Source organism: Lactobacillus sp. UMNPBX6, from assembly GCF_002553975.1.
GTDB classification, from domain to species: Bacteria; Bacillota; Bacilli; order Lactobacillales; family Lactobacillaceae; genus Lactobacillus; species Lactobacillus gallinarum.
The window spans coordinates 1-4,708 of sequence record NZ_PCZD01000087.1; the positions used below are offsets into that span (position 1 = coordinate 1).

Genomic DNA, 4,708 nt, shown 5'->3' on the forward strand with positions numbered 1-4,708 from the left:
TTAGCGTAAGCTAACGAGCCACTAAGCCCTAGACTTCAGTCTAGGGTAGTTGACTGAATAATCACTTGAATTATACAAAATCTTAAGAAAACAAGAGTTGAGGGACCTCGGCTCTTGTTTTTTTCTCAAATTTCCTTTAACATTATTATGATTAATTGAAAGTAAAAGAAAAGGATTTGTTTTCGCCAATGAAGCAGATGATTATTCATGGTGGAAAGCCTCTACAAGGTGACGTTTGGATTGGTGGCGCAAAGAACTCTACAGTTGCGCTCATTCCAGCATCGATTTTGTCAAGAACACCAGTAACTTTGGAAGGCGTCCCAAGGATTGCTGATGTTGTCAACTTAATGGATTTATTAAGCGAGATGGATGTACATTGTGATTTTGGAGAAACCACATTACGTATTGATCCAGAGAATATTAAGATGAGTCCATTACCAGCTGGTAAGATTAAGAGTTTGCGTGCATCGTATTACTTCATGGGTGCGCTTCTCGGTCGTTTTGGCAAGGCAGTAGTAGGCTTCCCTGGTGGTGACGATATTGGACCACGTCCTATTGACCAACATATTAAGGGCTTTGAAGCTCTAGGCGCCAGTGTAAAAAATGAAAATGATCAAATTGTAATTACAGCACCAGAAGATGGATTGCATGGGGCAAAAATCCATTTGAAAATGCCGTCTGTTGGTGCAACGATGAATATTATTATGGCCAGTGTAACTGCACAAGGCCAAACTATTATTGAAAATGCAGCCAAAGAACCAGAAATTATTGATTTAGCGACCTTTTTGAACAATATGGGCGCAGTAATTCGTGGTGCCGGAACTGATTCTATCAGAATAGAAGGTGTGGATATGCTTAAAGCACAAATTCCACATACAATTATTCCTGATCGAATTGAAGCAGGTACTTATGTTTCCTTGGCTGCTTGCATTGGTAATGGTATTCGCATTCATAATATTATTGAGGAGCACCTGGATTCTTACTTAGCCAAGGTAGAAGAAATGGGTGTAGTAGTTGACGCAGATGAAGATTCACTTTATGTTTACCCAGCAGGGGACTTAAAGATGGTACAAGTAAAGACAGACGTGTATCCTGGCTTTGCGACTGATCTTCAACAACCAATTACACCGCTTCTTTTAACTGCTAAATCAGGTGAAGGCGTAGTAATCGATAATATTTATCCAAAACGTAATGGTCATATTCCACAATTACAGAAGATGGGTGCCGATATTAAAGTTGAAGATAATATTATTTTGGCTCATCCAACTAAGCAACTTCATGGAGCTGAAGTAACAGCTGGTGAAATTAGAGCGGGAGCTTGTTTAATGATTGCCGGATTAATGGCAAATGGTACTACTGTAATTGATAAGGCTGGCAATATTTTACGCGGATATGATCGTGTACAAGAGAAGCTTCGTCAACTTGGAGCTGATGTCACAATTAAAGATGATCTGAGTGAACCTGGTATATTAGACAATATCTAGTTAAAAAGCATATTCGAGTAAGAATATGCTTTTTTAATTTGTTACAATGAAAGAGGTTACATAAAAAGCAAAAGGATATAAGGAAAGTAAAATGGATTTAAAAAATAAAAAAGTGGCTTTTTTTGATATGGATGGAACGCTAGTTGATAGTGAGAGATTATATTTCCAGACACGTAAAGAAGTATTGGCAAAATATGGTTTTGATTATCAAAAATCCGAGAATAATAAACTATTGGCAACCGGTTTTGAGCCTACATTGAGATATTTACAACAAAAAACTGGTGATAAAGTATTAGGACAAAAGATTTTTGATGAAGCCTTGGCTTTATTTAATCAAAGAGTTAAAGAAGGAAAATTAGCAGTTAAGCCTGGTGCTGAAAAACTGCTTAGCTTTTTACAAGAAAAAGGAATCAAATCTTACATTACATCTTCTTCAGATATTGAAAAGATTAATTTTAATCTTAGTCATAATGATTTACGTCAGTATTTTGCAGGGATTGTTACCGGTGAAGATGTAAAAAATAATAAACCAGCCCCAGATATTTATTTGCATGCGTTAAATGTCGCAAAAGTAGATAAAAATGAAGCAGTAATTTTTGAAGATGCACCTAATGGGGTAGAGTCAGGATTAAATGCAGGGATTGATGTGGTACTTGTGCCAGATCAAGTAATGCCATCAGAAGAAATGATCAAGAAAGTAACCGTAGTTAAATCACTTGCAGATGCAGTTCCATTATTTGAGTAAAAAATAAGAGCTTAAGAATAATCTCAAGCTCTTATTGCTTTTAATATTTGATTATTAGTCAAGCAAGTCGTACTTCAAAGTCATTAAACCATGACCTTCATCAACCATTTGACCCAAAAGTTCAACAGTATTGTTGTAAACAATGTCAGACATCTTTTGGTTAGCTGCAATTAACTTATCTTGCAAATCCTTACCTGAAATATCCTTAACTGCCTTGTCAGTTTCATGTTGAATCTTGTGGCATTGTGCCAAACTCTTTTGTTCAAAGGCGTCTTCAAGTTCACCATAGACACGGTAGTTAGTATCACCAAGTTGAGCAGTTAACTTGTTTAACCAGAAGATCTTGTTCAAGTTAAACTTAGGAGTTGTTTGCCAAGCTTCTGGAGTAGTTGTGACATTAGTGTAGAATGGCACCATTGAGTTGAAGGTGTTTGGACCAAAAGCTAACCATTGAACACCAGCGATTTCTGCAGGAACATCGTTTCTGATTTGCAAAATGTGAGTTTCAAAGTTTCTGTTGATACCGATTGGACGGAAAGTCTTCTTTTGTTCAGGAGTACCTTGATCGCCGTAAGCATCATAAGGAGTGTCTTGGTAGTGTGAACTTTCAGCCCACTTAATGTCTTCGATTGAGATCAAACGGTTTGCGTGGCAAATGAATGGTTGATCTTGATCAGCAGGAGTGCCGCCAAAGTCTGGATCGAAGTAGTTGTGAATGTACCAAGCACGTGGGTTGTTGTAGTGAGCGTCTTTGATAGTTGAAGAACCAAAGATATGACGCATGTTGTAACCTTCACGGTCTGGGTTTAAATGATATTCATCGATTAAATCTTTTAAGTCACTTGCGGCAGCGAAGTTTTCAGTATCATCAAAATCAAAGTTATCGATGTTTAAACGGTTTGGTGCGATAACGTAAGCATCATCAGGGATGCGGCGTGCAATCCAGTGGTGACCACCAATGGTTTCAAGGTACCAAATATTGTCCTTGTCTGAGAAAGCCATACCATTCATTTCGTAGGTACCGTATTTTTCAACAAGGTAACCAACACGCTTAACACCGTCAAATGCTGAATGAAGGTATGGAAGAGTTAAAGTAACAAAATCTTCTTCACCAAGACCACCTTCACTTGGATCAAGAATAGGGTCAACGCCTTGAATACGTGAGTTAGTGGTAATAGTTTCAGTAGCAGTCATCGCAATGTTTTCTGCGTTGATACCTGCAGCACCCCAGATACCATTTTTGCCTGAAACATCGGGTGCAGAAGTGTAACGAAGAGGAGTTTCAGCTAAATCTTCGTCATCGATCTTTTGCTTGCTGATAACGCTAGTGTAGTGCTTAGGTTGGTCTTCTGGGTTAACTGCCTTGAAGCCTTCAGGGATAATGGTACGACCACCGTCTTCACTACGAGCGATCATGGTTGAGCCGTCAATAGTTGCTTTTTTACCAACTAAGATAGTAGTACATTCTGTTTGTTTCATTTGATCATTCCTTTACTAGATAATATTTACTTCATACTTAATATTGTATGCAAAAAGTATCCTAATTTCCACGAAATACGTTGGGACTAACTCCGCTATAACGTTTAAATGCTTTAGAAAAAGTGAATTCATCACCATAGCCCACTTTATGGGCAATCTCTTTTAAGTTGGAAGTAGTATTTTGCAGTTCTTTTTTGGCGGCTTCCATACGAAGCTGCATCAGATATTTTTGCGGTGAGATTTTGGTGTTTTTTCTAAATAAAGAATATAAAAAACTGCGTGAGACACCTAACCTGTTGCAAAGCTCCACGATATTGCAACTGGGATCAGTATAATTTTGTTGCAGATAATTGATTGCGATTTGATATTGATCATTTTTAGGTGTTTTGCGGACTGGCGGATGGTTAGGAAAGTCTTTTACTAGATGATAAAAAAGCTGATAGGTTAAAGCTGAAATTTGTAAATTGTTTAATAAGGTCTTTTTCTTTGTCAAACATTGATAAAGGTCATTTAGGGTTTGATAAAAGGCAGTTTTTTGAATTTGACGCAAGAAATTTTTATTAGGTAAATTTGATGCCTTGATGCTTTCATTAACGCCGTAGCCGGCTAAGCCAATCCAGAAGTATTCCCAGGGTTCATCATGGTCAGCTTGGAAAGAACAAGTTTGATTGCGCGGGACGTAAAAAAGATCGCCAGCTTTTAACTTGACTGCGTGGTGTCTACTAGAAGTAAAGCTGCCAGTTCCACTAATAATGTAATAAAAGATATCGTTCTTACGAAGATTGTCACCTTGAAAGAATTCATCAGGCTGACATTTTTGCTGGCCGTAAAACATGATGTAGCTTTCAAGGTTTTGAATGTTTAAGTTAGGCATGGATTCCCTCACTTTAAAAAAAATTACGTTACTTCTATTATAAAAGAGATTTTGTTTAAAAGGTGAAGAATAAAGTGTCTGGGAAAAAACTAATTCCTAAGACATGAAAAAAGAACGATGATTTCC

General features: G+C 37.5%; 4 protein-coding genes. 2 read left to right on the top strand and 2 right to left on the bottom strand.

Features of this window, described 5'->3' with window-relative positions; translation table 11 throughout:
* Positions 1–188: 188 nt before the first annotated feature.
* A complete protein-coding gene (locus tag CP357_RS09500) occupies positions 189–1,484 on the top strand; it encodes a UDP-N-acetylglucosamine 1-carboxyvinyltransferase (RefSeq protein ID WP_098037177.1) in 1,296 nt (431 codons plus the stop codon).
* Positions 1,485–1,575: 91 nt separating this feature from the next.
* Positions 1,576–2,229 (top strand): HAD family phosphatase, encoded by a 654-nt coding sequence (locus tag CP357_RS09505; RefSeq protein WP_098037178.1) that lies wholly within the window; start codon positions 1,576–1,578, stop codon positions 2,227–2,229.
* A gap of 54 nt (positions 2,230–2,283) precedes the next feature.
* Here CP357_RS09505 and CP357_RS09510 read toward each other — a convergent pair whose 3' ends face one another.
* Together CP357_RS09510 and CP357_RS09515 are read right to left on the bottom strand one after the other, a co-directional pair.
* Positions 2,284–3,708: a C69 family dipeptidase gene (locus CP357_RS09510; RefSeq protein ID WP_098037179.1), complete on the bottom strand. Its 1,425-nt coding sequence runs from the start codon at positions 3,706–3,708 to the stop codon at positions 2,284–2,286.
* Between the two features lie 61 nt (positions 3,709–3,769).
* Positions 3,770–4,582, bottom strand: a complete 813-nt coding sequence (locus CP357_RS09515) for a helix-turn-helix domain-containing protein (protein WP_098037180.1) — start codon at positions 4,580–4,582, stop codon at positions 3,770–3,772.
* Positions 4,583–4,708 lie beyond the last annotated feature (126 nt).